The organism is Bernardetia sp. (assembly GCF_020630935.1).
GTDB lineage: Bacteria > Bacteroidota > Bacteroidia > Cytophagales > Bernardetiaceae > Bernardetia.
The window spans coordinates 1-16,188 of the sequence record NZ_JAHDIG010000088.1 but is presented as its reverse complement, the minus strand read 5'-3'; the positions used below and the strand labels follow the sequence as shown (position 1 = coordinate 16,188).

At 32.8% G+C, this 16,188-nt stretch carries 16 protein-coding genes; 8 read left to right on the top strand and 8 right to left on the bottom strand.

All coding sequences use genetic code 11. The annotated features are described in order from the left end of the window. Nucleotides 1–157 precede the first annotated feature (157 nt). Nucleotides 158–859 (top strand): ComF family protein, encoded by a 702-nt coding sequence (locus QZ659_RS18285; protein ID WP_291728100.1) that lies wholly within the window; start codon nt 158–160, stop codon nt 857–859. Nucleotides 860–866: 7 nt separating this feature from the next. Here the strand turns inward: QZ659_RS18285 and QZ659_RS18280 are convergent, their stop codons facing one another. Continuing rightward, nucleotides 867–1,406, bottom strand: a complete 540-nt coding sequence (locus tag QZ659_RS18280) for an acyl-CoA thioesterase (RefSeq protein WP_291728099.1) — start codon at nt 1,404–1,406, stop codon at nt 867–869. 338 nt (nt 1,407–1,744) lie between these two features. Here QZ659_RS18280 and QZ659_RS18275 point away from each other — a divergent pair, with 338 nt between their 5' ends. The 4 genes from QZ659_RS18275 to QZ659_RS18260 all read left to right on the top strand — a co-directional run bounded on the left by QZ659_RS18275 (nt 1,745) and on the right by QZ659_RS18260 (nt 5,345). Beyond that, nucleotides 1,745–3,601 carry a tetratricopeptide repeat protein gene (locus tag QZ659_RS18275; protein ID WP_291728098.1) on the top strand — a complete coding sequence of 619 codons (1,857 nt, stop codon included), beginning with the start codon at nt 1,745–1,747 and terminating at the stop codon, nt 3,599–3,601. 13 nt (nt 3,602–3,614) lie between these two features. After that, nucleotides 3,615–4,181, top strand: coding sequence for a Crp/Fnr family transcriptional regulator (locus QZ659_RS18270; RefSeq protein WP_291728096.1), 567 nt, complete (start codon nt 3,615–3,617; stop codon nt 4,179–4,181). 162 nt (nt 4,182–4,343) lie between these two features. Next, nucleotides 4,344–4,712, top strand: a complete 369-nt coding sequence (locus tag QZ659_RS18265; protein WP_291728095.1) for a hypothetical protein — start codon at nt 4,344–4,346, stop codon at nt 4,710–4,712. Nucleotides 4,713–4,763: 51 nt separating this feature from the next. Next, nucleotides 4,764–5,345 (top strand): tRNA-(ms[2]io[6]A)-hydroxylase, encoded by a 582-nt coding sequence (locus QZ659_RS18260; RefSeq protein ID WP_291728093.1) that lies wholly within the window; start codon nt 4,764–4,766, stop codon nt 5,343–5,345. Between the two features lie 67 nt (nt 5,346–5,412). On the opposite strand, the gene QZ659_RS18255 is transcribed toward QZ659_RS18260, so the two are convergent. Genes QZ659_RS18255 through QZ659_RS18245 form a run of 3 tightly spaced genes read right to left on the bottom strand, consistent with a single transcriptional unit; the run spans nt 5,413 to nt 8,947 of the window. Beyond that, nucleotides 5,413–6,045 carry a hypothetical protein gene (locus QZ659_RS18255; protein ID WP_291728091.1) on the bottom strand — a complete coding sequence of 211 codons (633 nt, stop codon included), beginning with the start codon at nt 6,043–6,045 and terminating at the stop codon, nt 5,413–5,415. Then, nucleotides 6,014–6,619: a hypothetical protein gene (locus tag QZ659_RS18250; protein WP_291728089.1), complete on the bottom strand. Its 606-nt coding sequence runs from the start codon at nt 6,617–6,619 to the stop codon at nt 6,014–6,016. The genes QZ659_RS18255 and QZ659_RS18250 overlap by 32 nt, the downstream gene beginning before the upstream one ends. Before the next feature lie 42 nt (nt 6,620–6,661). Beyond that, nucleotides 6,662–8,947, bottom strand: coding sequence for an ATP-dependent helicase (locus tag QZ659_RS18245; protein WP_291728087.1), 2,286 nt, complete (start codon nt 8,945–8,947; stop codon nt 6,662–6,664). A 315-nt stretch (nt 8,948–9,262) separates the two neighbouring features. Here QZ659_RS18245 and QZ659_RS18240 point away from each other — a divergent pair, with 315 nt between their 5' ends. Further along, nucleotides 9,263–10,057, top strand: coding sequence for a hypothetical protein (locus QZ659_RS18240; RefSeq protein WP_291728086.1), 795 nt, complete (start codon nt 9,263–9,265; stop codon nt 10,055–10,057). 58 nt (nt 10,058–10,115) lie between these two features. On the opposite strand, the gene QZ659_RS18235 is transcribed toward QZ659_RS18240, so the two are convergent. Then, complete coding sequence (locus QZ659_RS18235) at nt 10,116–10,727, bottom strand: Uma2 family endonuclease (protein ID WP_291728085.1); 612 nt, start codon at nt 10,725–10,727, stop codon at nt 10,116–10,118. Between the two features lie 87 nt (nt 10,728–10,814). On the opposite strand from QZ659_RS18235, the gene QZ659_RS18230 reads away from it, so the two are divergent. After that, complete coding sequence (locus tag QZ659_RS18230) at nt 10,815–11,996, top strand: amidohydrolase (protein WP_291728083.1); 1,182 nt, start codon at nt 10,815–10,817, stop codon at nt 11,994–11,996. 73 nt (nt 11,997–12,069) lie between these two features. Here QZ659_RS18230 and gatC read toward each other — a convergent pair whose 3' ends face one another. Next, nucleotides 12,070–12,363, bottom strand: a complete 294-nt coding sequence (gene gatC, locus QZ659_RS18225) for an Asp-tRNA(Asn)/Glu-tRNA(Gln) amidotransferase subunit GatC (RefSeq protein ID WP_291728080.1) — start codon at nt 12,361–12,363, stop codon at nt 12,070–12,072. Nucleotides 12,364–12,452: 89 nt separating this feature from the next. Beyond that, nucleotides 12,453–14,288, bottom strand: coding sequence for a tetratricopeptide repeat-containing sensor histidine kinase (locus tag QZ659_RS18220; protein WP_291728079.1), 1,836 nt, complete (start codon nt 14,286–14,288; stop codon nt 12,453–12,455). Nucleotides 14,289–14,416: 128 nt separating this feature from the next. On the opposite strand from QZ659_RS18220, the gene QZ659_RS18215 reads away from it, so the two are divergent. Further along, complete coding sequence (locus tag QZ659_RS18215) at nt 14,417–15,256, top strand: hypothetical protein (RefSeq protein WP_291728077.1); 840 nt, start codon at nt 14,417–14,419, stop codon at nt 15,254–15,256. Between the two features lie 370 nt (nt 15,257–15,626). Here QZ659_RS18215 and QZ659_RS20545 read toward each other — a convergent pair whose 3' ends face one another. Next, a complete protein-coding gene (locus tag QZ659_RS20545; RefSeq protein WP_366935876.1) occupies nt 15,627–15,701 on the bottom strand; it encodes a hypothetical protein in 75 nt (24 codons plus the stop codon). Nucleotides 15,702–16,188: the final 487 nt, after the last annotated feature.

The window sequence follows — 16,188 nt, the reverse complement described above, 5'->3', positions numbered from 1 at the left end:
ACAGAATTAACCCTCAGTTATTAATACAATAATTGAGGGTTTTTTGTATATGAATAATTTAAGCTAATTAATAGTAGAAGATCTACAATGAATAACTTACTTTGTATCTTTCTTTTTTGAATTGTAAGAGAACCACTGTTGGGTAAATATTTTATTTATGCCTATTTTAAAAGATTATTTTTCGGCTTTTGCTTATATTTTATTTCCAGACAACTGTTTAGCATGTGGTGGAGTGATTGAACAAGGAGAAAAACATATTTGTACAGTCTGTAGAGTTAGTTTTCCACGAACAAATTTTCATTTGGACAAAGAAAATATGTTAGCACAAAAGTTTTGGGGACGAGTAAAAGTAGAACATGCCTTTGCATATTTGTTTTTTAGAAAGCAGAGCAACGTGCAGAGTATGCTCCATTATCTGAAATACAAAAATGCGCCAGAAATAGGGCAAATTATTGGAAGTTGGTACGGACAAGAACTTTTAGACAATGATTTTTATAAAAACTTCGATGTGATTGTTCCTGTTCCTTTGCATCCTAAAAAGTTTAAAAGTAGAGGGTATAATCAGAGTGCATATTTTGGCAGAGGGATTTCAGAAGTTTGGAAGATTCCACAATTAGAACAGGGACTACAAAAGGTAGCACATACAGAATCACAGACCAAAAAATCAAGAGAAGAACGTTATCAGAATATAAAAACTGGTTTTACTGTTCCAAATCCAAAGGAAATTGAGGGTAAAAATGTTTTGGTAGTAGATGATGTAGTAACGACAGGCGCAACATTAGAAGCGTGTATAAGTTTGCTTTTAGAAAATGGTGCAAAAACAGTAAGTGTTGCTGCGATTGCCGTTACTCAGAGTTAGATTTTTACTACTCCGTATCAGTATTTAGTTTGAAAAAAAGTGATTTGAGTTCGGTAGCTTCTTCTGGTTTCATTCTTCCAGCCAAGACCAAACGCAACTGACGACGACGCAAAGCTCCTTCAAAAAGTAATTTTTCTTTTTCTGTTTCTGGTTCAAGTTCTGGAACGTTGATAGGGTTTCCCATTTGGTCGACGGCAACAAAAGTTAGAAAGGCTTTATATGCTAACTTTCGCCCAGAACCTTCTAAAATATTCTCTCCATAGGCTTCTACATATACTTCCATAGAAGAATTGAAGGCACGGCTGACGTGAGATTCTAGTGTAACTACACCACCCAATGGAACAGAAGCCTCAAAGGAAACGTTATCTACAGAAGCCGTTACTACTACACGATTACAGTGTTTTTGGGCTGAGATAGCTGCTGCAATATCCATAAGGTGCATCAGCCTGCCACCCATCAGATTATTGAGTGGATTGGTATCGTTAGGTAAAACCATTTCTGTCATGGTTACGAAAGATTCTTTTGCTTTTTTTGATTTTGGAGGCATGTATTTAATGATGAATTATTAGTGATTAATGATAAATGTACTTTACCCTATTATTTTTTTGACAATAATAATTGTATTTAGCTTCGCTGATTTTCAATTGACTTCATTGTCTTTCATTTACTTGTATTTTTAAATCTTGTCAATCTTGCTAATCCTTTACTAATCAGTCATATACTAAAATAGTAGAGTATTATAAATGAATATATAGGGCAAAGACTTGTCTTTTGCAAAGATAACCAACATTAAAACGAAACGTATTGTTAAAAAAAATGAATTATCTTATTGCTTTTCTATCTCAAAAAAAATAAGTCGTGTTTTTGTGATAAATTTATGAAAGAATGAATAATGAAGAGTTAAAAATTAAAAGCTATCCTATGAAGAAATATCCATTTTTGTCGTCTATCTTATTATTTTTATTTGTAATGTTGAGTTTATCAGTTGTGGGTCAAAACACACAAGATTTAGCTTTAGCAGATGAATATTACGAGCAGGGAGAATATGAAAAAGCTATTCAATATTATGAAAAAATAGCTAAGAAAAATCCTTCAGCATCTTATATTTATAATAATTATTTGGATGCGCTTATTCGTTTGGAAAAATTAAAAGAAGCTGATAAATATATTCAAAGATGCTTGAAAGACCGACCGTTAGACCCAAAAATGAATATCGATTATGCGAAACTTTTGCTTCAAAAGAGAGAAGAAAAAAATGCAAACAAACATTTTGATGAATATATAAATTCTATAAAGGCTAATTCACATTTGGCTCGTGTAGCTGCCCGTGTATTGGCACACGAGGGATTTTATGAGCAAGCTGAAAAGCTCTATTTGCAGGCACAAAAAAACACAAAAGAAAACTATGAAATGGATTTAGGACTTTTGTATTTGGCAATGGGAAAGCCAGAGAAAATGGTAGAACAGTTTTTGACTCTCTTAAAAAAACAGCCTAATGATGCGCCTTATGTTCAGCATCTACTGCAATCTCGTCTTTCAGAGGATGAAGAGTGGGATATGGTAGAGCCAATGCTTTATGAAGCTGTACAGAAGAATCCGAATGATGAGGTATTTAGCGAAATGCTAGTTTGGTATTTTCTTCAACGTAAGAATTTTTTGATGGCATTCAGACAAGCTAAGGCATTAGATAGAAGAAATAAATTGGAAGGTGTAAAAATAATGGAAATTGGAATGCTTGCCTACAATAATGAAGAGTGGAAAAGTGCCATGGCTATTTTTGAACATTTGACTGAAAACTATAAGGGAAAACTGATTTATTCACAAGCAAGACATTTTTTAATGGAATCTAAGGAAGAATATATTAAACATCAGTTTCCGATAGACAAGGAACAGATAAGGTCGTTAGTGAGTGATTATCAGCAAACCTTAGAGGAAATCGGATGGCGACCAAGTACAGCAAAATCGGCTCGTAATATGGCTCTTTTGCAGGCTTTTTATCTTGACCAAAAAGACATTGCCGTAGAAAATCTAAATAAGATTACAGAGGTTAGAGGTGTTCCTCATCAATTATTAAATCAAGTAAAACTAGATTTGGGAGATATTTATGTCTTGAAAAACGAACCATGGGAAGCTACCTTGCTGTATTCACAGGTAGAAAAAGCAGAAAAAGAAACGCCTTTAGGCTATACAGCCAAACTCAAAAATGCCAAACTTTCTTATTTTAATGGAGACTTTAAACTGGCAAAAGCGCATTTGGATATTTTGAAACTTGCCACTTCAAGAGAAATTGCCAATGATGCAATGGATTTGTCTATTCTGATTCAAGACAATACAGGTTTGGATTCTACTGAAACAGCAATGAAACAATATGCTGCCATTGACTTACTCATTTTTCAACAGCAATATAGTGATGCGCTTGCTGCTTATAAAAAAATGCTCTCTCACTTTGATGGACATTCTCTCACAGACGAAATTTATTGGAAGCAAGCTACTATTTTACAAAAAATGGGACGCTTTGAAGAGGCAGCAGAAAAACTTAAAATGGTTCTAAAAATTAACTCAACAGATATTTTTGGTGATGATGCTAACTTTTTGCTAGGAAAAATTTATGAAGAAAATTTGAATGAACCTCAAAAAGCAGAAGAGTATTATAAAAAGCAACTTATTGATTATGCAGGAAGCGTTTATGTAGTAGAAGCAAGAAAACGTATCAGAAAACTACGAGGAGAAATTGTAAATTGAGTACACGATTAAGATGATAGAAATAAAAAAATATTTTCAAAAGTTGGTAGATATTTCTGAAAAAGATTGGAATATCTTTTCCTCAAAGCTAAAGAAAAGGGAGATTTCTAAAAAAACAACTTTGCTTAAATTAGGTGAAATAGAAAATTATCTTTCGTTTATAGAAGAAGGAATTGTTCGTTTTTATATTCCAAGAGAGATAGAAGATTTTACCTTCGGATTTGCTTTTGCATCTAATTTTGTGAGTGCTTACGATTCTTTTATCACACAAAAACCGTCTAATTATCAAGTAGAGACGCTTTCAAATACAATTCTTTGGAGTGTCTCTTATAAGGATTTACAACAAATTTATAATCAAACTCATGTTGGAAATAAAATTGGAAGATTAGCAAGTGAAGAGTTGTTTTTAAAAAAATCCAAACGAGAATTATCATTATTAAATGAAAGTGCAGAACAACGTTATTTGAACCTATTTTTGGAACAACCTCATTTATTACAACATATTCCTTTAAAATATATAGCTTCTTATATAGGAATCACACCACAAGCTCTAAGCCGTATTCGCAAACGAATTTCTTAACCTAGGTTCATTGTTTGGCTCTTCTTAGAATAGGATATTTGTAAACTAAATACCTACCAAACTTTAAATAACCTTTCTATGAAGCCATTAGTAGTTTTATTTGTTGCTTTTATATTTTCCATCTTCATTCTATACATTTCTAATAAAACTTATAACATTGCATTGGCAGCACGAATAGCGATGTGTATTATGTTATGCTTTACTGCTGTTAGTCATTTTGTTTTTACAAAGGGAATGACAATGATGTTACCCTCTATACTGCCCTTTAAAACGGAATTAGTTTATTTTACAGGCTTATTAGAAGTTATGCTGGGTATTGGACTACTTATTCCCAACTGGAAAACATATTCAGCATGGATTCTTATTGTCTTTTTTGTAATTTTGTTACCTGCAAATATTTATGCTGCCATCAAACAAGTTGATTTGCAAAAAGCTTCTTACGATGGATATGGACTGTCTTATTTATGGTTTAGAATTCCATTGCAACTTTTATTTATAGTTTGGACATATTTGAGTGCTGTAAAAATATAAGTATTCAAATCTGTTCACTTACTTTATTACTCACAATTTATCATTTGAAAGATGTTACACCTTCAACTCCCAACCGACCCTCGCTGGACAGAACTAGCACAAGAAAGTATTGAAGCTATTTTGACAGACCATGCTTATTGTGAGCAAAAGGCAGCTTCTTCTTGTATCTCTCTGATTGTTACTTATAATAACTATCCAAAACTTGTCGAAACGCTTACACCAATTGTAGCCGAAGAATGGTCACATTTTGAAATGGTGTTGGAACAACTCAAAAAACGAGGACACACCTTAGGAGAAAAACGCAAAGATGAATATGCCCTAAAGCTCCGTAACTTTATGGTGAAAGGTGGAAGTGAAGAAATGCGTCTTTTAGATAATCTTTTAGTCAATGCACTCATAGAAGCACGAAGCTGTGAGCGTTTTAAAATGCTTTCTAATACAATGGAAGATGAAGAGTTAAAGAAATTTTATCGTGAACTGATGGTGTCGGAAGCTCGCCACTATACTGTTTTTATTTCGTTGGCGAAAGAATTTTTACCAAAAGAAAAAGTAGATAAACGCTGGCAAGAGTTTTTAGACCACGAAACCGAAATTATGCAAAGTTTAGAACTTCGTGGAGATAGAATGCACTAGGTTTTTAATGATTAGTAGTAAATTATAAATGATTAATTGTCCGTTTTGAATGCTCATTATACGCAAATTAATTCTCTTCAATACAAAAACACTTATCTTCTACATACAGCGTATCATTATATACATGAGAATCTCCTGCAAAACCTTGAAATGAGTTTTGGTTGTATTCTTTGTAGCTAAACTTTCTTGCAGCACTATATACTAGCTTTCCATTTTGTTCGAACTCAAAAAAATCAAGGTAGTTTTTTCCTTGTAAAATTACTCCTAATACAGAATATCCCTGTCTATAAACCTTTTCTTTATATAATGATAGAGTACCATATATAGAATATGTTTCGGCAATAAAATTTATTTTATCATCATATATTCTCATTTCGCTCAAACCTAAATAGCTATGTGAAATAATTTTGTCTTGTTGCTTTGATAATCCTGTATTGTTTATAAAAGGAACTATTCTATTAAAAAGACTATCTCCTCTTAGATTAAAGGCTACAATTTCAGGGACAAAAGAATGACCAACTATGGTATCTAAAGCAGTTACAGTAGTTACTAAAGTATCGCCTATCAAAACTCCAGAAACTAAATCATAGTGCTTTGCTATTTTAAGGCTCGTACATCTTTCATTCTTGCAAGCAAACAATGTCAAACCTAAAAACAGAATCAATAAGTTACAGTAAATGATACTTTTTATTTTGAACATAGAGTGTTTTTTTATGGATGTGAAAGTCTATGTAGTCTAAATTTCTAGTAAAATATAATCCTTCATCTAATCTTTCTTTAGTTTTTTTCAATCTATAACCCTCACTACCATTCAACCTTACTGTATCTTCCCCTTCAACCCCTGTTGCAATTATGACTACGTACATAGAATCTGTTCTTTGATATTCGTAAGCCTTGCATACAATATTATTCATTTTTCTAGGAAAATCAATAGTTTCAACTAACTCAAAGCCTGTATCATAAACATACAAGGCTGAGTAATTACTTGTATAGATTTTTCCATCATCATACACTACACTCTTGCAATTTGGAGTTTTGATTTTATGCAATAGTTTTCCGTTTGCATCAAATAAATACAAATCACTTGTAAAATTATTGCTTGAAGTATCAGCTTCATTTTTCACTCGTCGAACCAAAATCAATAAAGAATCTCCTAAAAGACAAGCTGAATGAACTTTATCAGAAGGAACATTTATAGTTATGTGTTTTTCTTTCTGCTGTGAACAAGAAACTGTGAGTAGTAGAAAAAATAAGAAAAGTGTAATTCGTTGCATATACTAATGATAACTTCTGAGAATTATATTTATTGCTCAAAATTATTCATTCACCACTCTAAGTTTTGCAAAGCTCAAAATAAGTGTTTTGTCTCCTTCTGTATCAAAACCGATGATGGCACGTTTTCCACTTGAAGCAGAATCAATCTTCTTGACTGTTCCGAAGCCAAATTTTGGATGCTCCACCCTGATGCCTTCTACAATATCTTCTGTTTTGCTAGACACAAAAGGTGTATTTCTTACCGAACTGACAGGTTTTAGTTTGCTATTGGGTTTACTTGTATTAGAATCCGTCTTTTTATTTTGCTCTGCACGATGACGCATAAAATTGGTCATGTGAGTAGGATTATTTTTTTGAATAGAGCGAGAACGAGCATTAAACAGACTTTGGTCTATCTCAAACAAAAAACGAGATGGTTCACACGAATTGAAACTGCCATAACGATAACGCTGCAAGGCATACGAAAGCGTAAGGCGTTCCTTTGCACGAGTAACAGCCACATAAAACAGACGACGTTCTTCCTCTAAATCCTGCAATGAAGCAATCATTCTTGAGGAAGGGAAAAGTTCTTCCTCCATTCCTACTAAATAGACATAATCAAACTCCAGTCCTTTGGCTGCATGAATAGTCATCATCGTAACGGCATCTTCGTCTTCGCTGGCTTGGTCGACAGAAGTGAGCAGTGCAACTTCTTGTAAAAATAATGAGAGTGAAACATCGGGTTCTTCCGTAGTGGCTTCGCTTATTTTATTTTGTACGAACTCTTGGGTAGCGTTCAGAAGTTCTTGTACGTTTTCGTATCTGGCTCTTCCCTCTAAACTCTCATCATCGAAAAGGGCTTTTACAATACCTGAGTGCTGGGCGATGTATTTGGCAGCCGTATAAGCATCGTTTTCTGATGCCATAATTTGAAAGGCTTTGGCAAGTTCTCCAAATTTTTCTACGCTTGTGCCTGCACGTCCTTTTCCTAAATAGGCTGATGCGTGGCGTACTGTTTTTGAAATCGGAACATTGTTTTCTCTTGAAGCTAAAAAGACTTTCAAAACGGTTGTATTTCCAATTCCTCTTTTTGGATTATTAATAGAACGTCTTAGAGCTTCTTCGTCTTCTGGATTGACTGCTAAACGGAAATAAGCCAATAAATCCTTGATTTCTTTACGTTGGTAGAATGAAAGACCTCCAATAATTCTATATTTTATATTTAATCGGCGCAAGGCTTCCTCCATCGTTCTAGATTGTGCATTAGTACGATAAAGGATGGCAAAATCGTTGAGACTAGCATTTTTTTGCGCTCTAGTTTCAAAAATATTTCCTGCAATGATGCGTCCTTCTTCTTGGTCTGATGTAGCTCTTGTTAATTCTATTTTTTCTCCTGCTATATTTTCCGTCCAAACGTCTTTTGGAATTTGATTTTTGTTATTTTTTATAATCTTGTTAGCAGCTTCTACAATGGTTTTGGTAGAACGGTAATTTTGCTCTAGCTTAATGATTTCCAAATCTGGATAATCTCTTTCAAAGTTTAAGATATTTCGAATATCTGCTCCACGAAAAGCATAAATACTTTGTGCATCGTCGCCCACTACGCAAATATTGAGATGAACAGCAGCTAATTTTTTAATGATTTTATACTGTGCAATGTTTGTATCTTGAAACTCATCAATCAAAATATATTTGAAACGATGTTGGTATTTGTGCAGAACATCTTTGTGGTCACGGAAAAGCCTAAAGGTTTGAAAAAGCAAGTCATCAAAATCCATTGCATTGGCTCCAAAACAGCGAGCTGCGTAGGTCTGATAAATCTTTCCAAAATGTGGACGTTTGGCTAAGTTGTCTTCTGCTAACAGTTCTGCATTCTGATTGTATTCTTGGGGAGAAATAAGTGCATTTTTTAGGCTACTAATTCGATTGAATGTTCCTGCTGCTTGATAGATTTTGTCATCTAATCCCATTTCCTTGACAATATTTTTTATCAAAGATTTTGAATCGTCAGTATCATAAATGCTAAATCCTTGCCTGTATCCTAATCTATCTCCATCAAAGCGCAAAATACGAGCAAACATAGAGTGAAACGTTCCCATCCACAAATCTCGTGCTGTTGTGCCAACCAATCCCTCAATTCGCTCACGCATTTCTTTGGCTGCCTTATTGGTAAAAGTAAGAGCCAAAATTTCCCATGGCGAAGTTCCTTTTTGTAATAAATTGGCTATTCTGTAAGTCAAGACACGAGTTTTGCCAGAGCCAGCTCCTGCAATTAAGAGACAAGCTCCTTCTGTTTTGAGTACGCCTAGTTGCTGCTTTTCGTTTAAATCTTTGATGAAGTCTATCATGCTATAATTCTGCTATTGTGGATTTTCTATTCTACTAAGCAAAGTTACAGAAAAATTAGCAAGATGAATATTTACAGATAGAATTTTCATAGGGTAAACGCACGAAACTTTTTATACTAGCTCACTTAGCTTTAAATAAACTTTACTTGTCAGAGTAATCTAAATAATCAAAGTAAAAAAGACCTTCTATTTGATTTAAATGGCTATACTTTTTTTTCGTGCGTTTACCCTAGAATTTTCAAAAGTCTTGATAAAAAAGAGGCAATATTTTCTATATTTGTAATGTTTTTATTTAAAAATAAAAAATATTGCGAAATGAATAAGAATTATATACTGTATCTTAGTTTTGTATTTGCACTTTTGTTTCTTTCTTCATGTGAATCTGGTGAAGATGACATAACAGACGTAGATGAACAAGAAGACGTTTGCTCTGAACCGAAATGCTATATTAGAAGTCTTAATACTCCAGCGTTTTCTATTAAAAATAACTATGAATACCTAACATTAAATGGTAAAAAACTTTTAAAAACTATTGTATCAGATGATGGTAGTGAAATACAAATCACATACGATGATGAGAATAGAAAAATAAAAGAAGAGCATTACATTCGTAACTTCCCAAACGTTGCAAGGGAATATAATTATTTATACGATGGAGATAGAGTCTCCTCTATTGAAGTCTATGACAAGAATACTCTTCCTGTCACAGATGAAACATATAATTATATTTATAATGATAGAGAACAATTAGTACAAATCTCATCTTTGGATTATAGTATATCATTTAGTTATGATAATAAAGGGCGAGTAACACAATCAGAAGATAGTTTTGGTGATAAAGTTATTTTCTCATATCAAAATTGTAATGAAGCAAGTAATAAATATATTGGAGGAGTTCAGCAAGGAGAATGGGTATTGTTTTCCTCTCTTGACCTTGTTATTAATTTAAACTGTGGTCAATGTCCTTTTGATGAGGTAAAAGTTATTACAGAAGATGGAAACGAGGTAATATATAAAACTACTCTCACTTCAGATGGATTACCTATAAGAATAGATATTGCAGAAGATGGAGAATCCTATTTTGTTGAGATTGAGTATGAGTGTGAATAAAATAATATCTAAAAAAACTATTATCTGTATTTTTGTATTAGAATACAGATAATAGAAATCACTTATTAGAATTGCTCTCAAATTCAACTCTATCATAAATTCTACTTAGTGGAATAGAAAGCGTTTGAATATCTGAAATTTCTAATTCAAGATTATTTTTCAAGTCTGAAAGAAAACGAATATCCCAAAGTGAGGTTGAGTTTTTTCTTGAGTAAATATCTACTTGTACTTTATCTTGTTCTATCAAAACATAATGAAGAAGTGAAGGAATTTGTGTGTAAAAACGCAGTTTATCCCCTCTATCGTATCCTTCTGTAGATTTTGAGAGAACTTCAATAATCACGACTGGATTAGTAAAGGCATCTTTCAAGTTTGGAGCTTGTTCTGGCTTCTGACAAAAAACCATCGCATCTGGATAAACATATTGGTTGACAAGTTCTAGCCAAAGTTTAGTATCATTATTCTTGATTTGGCAAGGTTTATCTAGCAATGCCAAATGAATTCTGGCAGAAACATTCATTGTAATTTTGTTATGATTATCTGTTCCTCCAGCCATTGCATAAGCATAACCATCGTGATATTCATATCTTTGCTGGTTGTCTTGTTCTAATTTTAGATATTCTGATATAGTCAGTTTTTCGTTTAGTGGATATTTTACTTGTGGTTGCATAGTGATTTTATTTTGGTTTCCTTTGTTTATAACAAACGAAAAAAGATTTTATTGGTTCTTTAGCCGTCAAGATAAAATAAAAAGCACATGATAAAAACTCGCCAACAACTCCACCAAATTGCAGAACTCTCAGGCAAGGAATACAAAACAGCTAGTTTTGTAACTGATTTTTTAAAAAAATGTAATCCTACTTCTATTCATACAAATATTGGAAATACTGGAGTAATTGCGATTTGGGAAAGTGAGAATTTTGATGCAACTAAAAATAAAACGATTGCTTTTCGTGCTGAACTAGATGCACTTCCTATTCCAGAACCCAATGATTTTGAGTATAAATCTTTGCACGACGGAGTTTCACATAAATGTGGACACGATGGACACATGACAATTTTACTAGGTGTTGCTACGTATTTGAGAGATAATTTTGAAAAGGTTATAAAGGAACAAAACAAGCGAGTAATTTTACTTTTTCAGCCTGCCGAAGAAACAGGAGAAGGAGCTTTGCAGATGCTAGAGGACGAGAAAATGAAGAACTTAGATTTGAAGATTGATTATTTTTTTGCTTTGCATAATATTCCATCTTACGAAAAAAACTTAATCGTTTGCCGAGAAAATACGTTTGCAGCAGCTTCAACAGGAATTATCATAGAATTTGAAGGCTTGACTTCCCACGCAGCCGAACCTCAAAATGGAATTAACCCAGCATTAGCCATTAGTGAACTGACTACTTTTCTTTATTTTTTGTCAGAAAACACCATCAAAGAAAAACAGAATAAGGATTTTGTTTTAGTTACGGTTGTAGATGCTATTTTGGGAGAAACGTCAAGAAAATCATTAGATGAAATTGCTTTTGGTGTTTCGCCAGCCAAAGGTCGTGTTTGTGCTACTTTACGTAGTTATCTGAATGAAGATTTGGAACTTCTATCTAAGAAAACAGAGCAGAAAGCACAAGAATTGTCAAAAAAATATAGCTTGAAACTAAAAATTAGCTACACTGAAAAATTTGCAGCTACCACCAATACAAAAGAAAGCGTAAGAATGATAAAAAAGGCTGCTCAAAATTTAGAATTAGAATATCAAGACAAGAAGCAGCCTTTTAGTTGGTCGGAAGATTTCGGACAGTTTACAGAGCGTTTTGAAGGAGCAATGTTTGGACTAGGTTCAGGCAAAAATACACCAGAACTTCATCACTCCAATTATGATTTTCCAGACGAAATTACACAAACTGGAATAGATATGTTCGTTGAGTTAATTGAGAATGTGGAATAACCATATTTTTGGTCAAAGGATTTGACCTACTAAATCACATTCTATACTCTACACTCATAATTCTAAAATAGTTTTACTCTATTACTTTTGGTGTTCTGAAATAATCTGAATCTTTCTTTGGCGCATTTTTGAGGGCTTTGTCGTGTGGCAAAACGTCTTTCACTTCGTCGTTTCTCATTACATTTATTTCAGTAGAGATGTGTGTAAGAGGTTCTGTATCTGAGGTGTCAATTTCGTCTAGCTGTTCTACCCAATCTAAAATCTCATTCAAATCATCTGCCATTGCTGTTTTGTCTTCTTCTGAAAACTCTAGGCGAGAAAGGTGAGAAATATCTTCAATCAATTTTTTATCTACTGTAACTTTCACTTTTTTAGTTATTAATGATTAGTGATTAGTGATTAATGAACCACCATTTTCTGCTTCAAAATTACGAATTTCCTATTAGTTTTTACAATCTATTTTACTTCTTCTACTTGCTGTGTTTGTTCTGCTAAAGGCAAATCAAAAATAAAACTTGTACCTTTTCCTTCTTCGCTTTCTACTCTTATAGTTCCTCCATTGGCTTCCACAAAGTCTCTACACAGAATTAAGCCTAAGCCTGTTCCTGCTTCGTTATTTGTTCCTTGTGTCGTAAAATGCTCATCTTTTTTGAAGAGTTTTTTGAGGTTTTCTTCGCTCATTCCTACACCTGTATCTGTTACAGAAACTATTACGCTATCACTTTTTAGTTGAGATGAAACAGTAATTTTTCCTTCATTGGGCGTAAATTTGAGTGCATTTCCTACCAAATTCCTAAGAATAACGTCAATCTGATTTGGGTCAGCAAAAACTTCTATTTTTTTATCTACTTCATTGATAACTTGAATGTCTTTACTTTCTGCTAAGGCTTTGAAAAATTTCTTTTGGTCTTGAGCTATTTTATTTAGATTAATGTTTGTAGGTTCTGGCTTCAAGCCTTTCATCTGATTTCTTGACCATTCCAAAACATTATTAAGCGTTTCTAAATGATGGTCGACAGATAGTTTTACTTCTCCTGCTACTGAAACTACTTCTTCTGGAGAAAGTGCGCCATATTTTATGAGTGTTAAGTAACCATTGACGGATGTAAAAGGCGTGCGAAGGTCGTGTGAAATAATGGAAAATAGTCTGTCTTTCACTTTATTGCTTGCTCCTAGTTCGTCTCGTTGTTGCTCTACTAGAGATTTTTGAGTTTCTAGTTCTTCTTGCTGCTCTTCCAACATTACAGCTTGTTCTTGTAATTGATTGCGTTGCTCTGCCAATCTTTTATTTTTCTCTCTTGTTCTGATGTAGAAATAAAATAACAAAGCAGCCACTACCATTACAAAAAATACTACCAAAATAGCTGTTCTTGTAATAGCTTCCTGTCTTTGAATTTTATTTTGAGCTTCAGCTCGTTCGGCATTTGCTTTTTCTTTCAAAAGCTGAAGAGCAAGTTCTTGTTTGGTGTATTTACTTGTTAGTTCTCCTAAACTATCTTTTTGACTTTCTACGATTTTATTTTTCTGTTTTAGCTCTAGTTTTTTGTTACTGAGTTCTAAATCAGCTTTTCGTTTTTCCAAAGCCAAAACTTCGGCTTTTAGCTTTTCGTTGTAGAGTTCTTCATTAACTTTTGCAATTTTTGTTTTTTGTGTCAGTTCGTGGAACGTTTTGTAAAGGTTAAAATAATGAAGTTTCTTCTCACTATTTCCAGCCTTTTCATACGTTTCGGCAAGCATTCCATAACAACTTCTCATCTGCTCAATGTCATTCATTTCTTGTGCTAATTTCAATGCTTCTTCCAAAAATTCTGCTGATTCATCATACCGTTTGAGATTATTCAGAACTACCGAAACATTGATAAGCGATGAAATAATCGTTACTTTTTCAGAGTTTTTGCGTCTGCCTTTCAATGTTCTTTTGAAAAAATAAAGCGAAGAATCGTACATGGCTAAGTCAGCATAAATCATAGCTAAATTGCTATAAATGCCGTACATTCCACTTTGGTTATTTACTTTTTTATTATAATTGAGTGAGGCTTGAAAATAATTGATAGCAGGACGCAAATCTTTATCTTCCCATTTGATAAGGGCAGCTTTATTTAAAAAATCGCTTGCACCACGATAATCTCCTTCTTTTGCTCTTTCGTTAGATTTTTCAAGATATTGCTGGACAGTTACTTTCTTTCCATCTTTTGTATATTCGTTTTGAGCGAAAGAAACATCAGCAGAAAAGAAGATGAATAGAGTAACAGCAAATAAAGAGAAAGAAGATAAGGGAAATAAATTTCTCATTAAATTTTGAATATAAAATGGCTATCGCAATCTAAAAAACAAAGTTATACTTATACTATTGAAATATAAGATTTTAATAGTGGAAATACAAAAATAATAGAGCTTAAATCACTACGAGATACTAAAATATGCAATCCTTGAAGTTTAAAAGTTTAATAATCGGTTTATACATTAGTTTGGGAATTATGCTTGTTCCTCCGTTTCATTATGCTTTAGTTTTTTTAGTAGATAAGCTATGGTGGTTTACTGAAAATACGCAGAATCTAATCACTTTGATTTTTTTTGTGATACTTTTTCTCTCCATTTTTTTGGCAACAAAATTCAAATCATTGGCTGTTTTTTTTGTAACACTGTTTGGTTTGGCTTCTATCTTTGCCATTTTTATTTTAGGACTAACTAAAGGAGACAAAGCTGTGTTTTATATTATGTTATTTTCTACATTGGTTTTGATGTATTCTTTAATTTACCATCCATCTTTCAAGAAAGAAAAAGAAGTTCTCAATAATGATTCTATTTTAGATGACTTTGATATACAAGAGAAAAGTAGTTTTAAGGAAAAACCATCTTATTTTTTGCGTGTACATCGTATTTTTTCCTTTATTATTGTCTGTGCTGGCTTAGGACTTATTTTCTTAGGAACTGTAATGACGGGAGGACATATTTCTACAGAGGAAGGTTTGGGACTGGTGGCTCTATCTATTCCTGTCTTTATTATTGCTTTCTTAAACTGGAAGTTTCCCAAAGTTTTCAGCTACTTGGTTGCGATTAGCATTTTTTTTGGAGGAGGATTTTTAGAACTTGCCATTTTTGAGCAGATGCAACGTGCTATCACGACCTCTTTTGTAAATCCTACATTTCTAATTCAACAAGCCTTTATTATGGGACAAATAGGTTTTGTTTTATCTTGTATCTTTATGATTTGTATTGTCTTATCCAAAACAGCTAGAGAAGAATGGAAAATGAAATAAAATTAAGGTTTATGAGTTTTAGAAATTTAGTTTTGGGAATTCATGTTTGTGTTGGATTTTTACTTCTTGTTTTAACAGATGTGATGTTAGCAGATAATCTTCGGGACGTAGGTACACCTTTCGATATGGTGCTAGAACAAAAGAGTTTGGCAGCTACTCTGATTTTGATGCCATTTTTTATAGGACTCGTGTACAGCTATTTACGTAATAAGATAAATTATTTGAGTATAATTTACTTCATACTAGTGTTAGGTTTTACTCTATTTTTTAATGCAAACAAAAAAGAATATGATTTAATCGGTATGATTATGACTTCTACAATAGCAGCCAGCATTTTAGTGTTTCTAATATCTTTTGAATGGCGTTATTATTATACAAAACCTATTTCTTTGTCATTAAATAATGAGAATATTTTAGATAAACTTGACGTAACACCTTTAGACAATTTAAAGAAAAATATACCTCATCTACTACGTATTCATGTAGTTTTTGCAATTAATTTTGTAATTCTAGCTACAGGAATAATTGTAGTGGCTACTAGGAAAGGAAGATACATTTCAAAGGATGAAAGCTCAATCTTTATGTCAATAGCCTTAGGAATATTTATTTTTGCAGTTCTTTTATGGAAATTTCCTAAAATACTAAGTTGGTTTGTAGCTTTGTTTTACCTGATAATATTTTTTTCAGCAGAATATAGTATATTTTTAGATAAAATGACAAACTCTTATGAAAGTGATCCATTGAACACCTATTTTATAATTATATTTCTTACTATCTTTTTATTTTTAGCAATAATAAGTGTCTCCAAAACAGCCAGAGAAGAGTGGAAAATGAAATAAAAAAATCCATTTCTCTAAAACTTGTTTTAGAAAAATGGATTTTAAGTAATTATCTACTACAATTTTGTTAAATTTGATTTATTTTTTCATAAA